This is a genomic window from Zobellella iuensis (assembly GCF_016746085.1).
In the GTDB taxonomy this organism is placed as follows: domain Bacteria; phylum Pseudomonadota; class Gammaproteobacteria; order Enterobacterales; family Aeromonadaceae; genus Oceanimonas; species Oceanimonas iuensis.
In genome coordinates this window covers 1-649 of the sequence record NZ_JAERTZ010000027.1, presented here as the reverse complement: position 1 = coordinate 649, position 649 = coordinate 1, and the positions used below count along the sequence as shown (strand labels likewise).

The following is a 649-nucleotide window of genomic DNA, read 5'->3' as shown; positions in this document are numbered from 1 at the left end:
CACCCGTGCTTAACGCAGGTTAGCACGTCCTTCATCGCCTCTGACTGCCAAGGCATCCACCGTGCACGCTTAGTCACTTAACCATACAACCCCAAGAAGTGTGTATCGGACCCGAAGGAACCGACAGCACTGACTTCGGCGGAGTCGCTGCATCAGTGACTGATGCTTACAACAATTTTTCGCCAAGAAGTTCCAAGACACTTGCAGTATCAAGAACTTATTAATTTCATCAGCTTTTCCAGATTGTTAAAGAGCGTGACTTATAAAAAGTCAAAGTGATACATTGACGTTCAACGTATGACTTTGACATTTTTTCCCGGTGCCAAATGGTGGAGCTAAGCGGGATCGAACCGCTGACCTCCTGCGTGCAAAGCAGGCGCTCTCCCAGCTGAGCTATAGCCCCATTCAGCGTACCGCCATCACCAAACCTTACAGGAAGATTTGGTGGGTCTGGGTGGACTCGAACCACCGACCTCACCCTTATCAGGGGTGCGCTCTAACCACCTGAGCTACAGACCCAATCTCGTGCGCTCACCGACCGACCTCAGCCATCCCCAAGGGCGTGGCGCGTCAACCAGCCGAGCGACAGACCCGACGTTATGCACACCAGCAAGGCTCGTGTGCAAGTCACTCTATTCATATCAAGCAA

Annotated in this window: 2 tRNA genes and 1 rRNA gene; all 3 read right to left on the bottom strand. The window is 52.1% G+C overall.

Annotation, left to right across the window (positions count from 1 at the left end):
- Positions 1-83: ribosomal RNA gene (locus tag JKV55_RS16500) — 23S ribosomal RNA — on the bottom strand; the annotation flags it as partial.
- Positions 84-327: 244 nt separating this feature from the next.
- Positions 328-403: transfer RNA gene (locus JKV55_RS16495), tRNA-Ala, on the bottom strand.
- Positions 404-442: 39 nt separating this feature from the next.
- Positions 443-519 (bottom strand) — tRNA-Ile (locus tag JKV55_RS16490).
- Positions 520-649 lie beyond the last annotated feature (130 nt).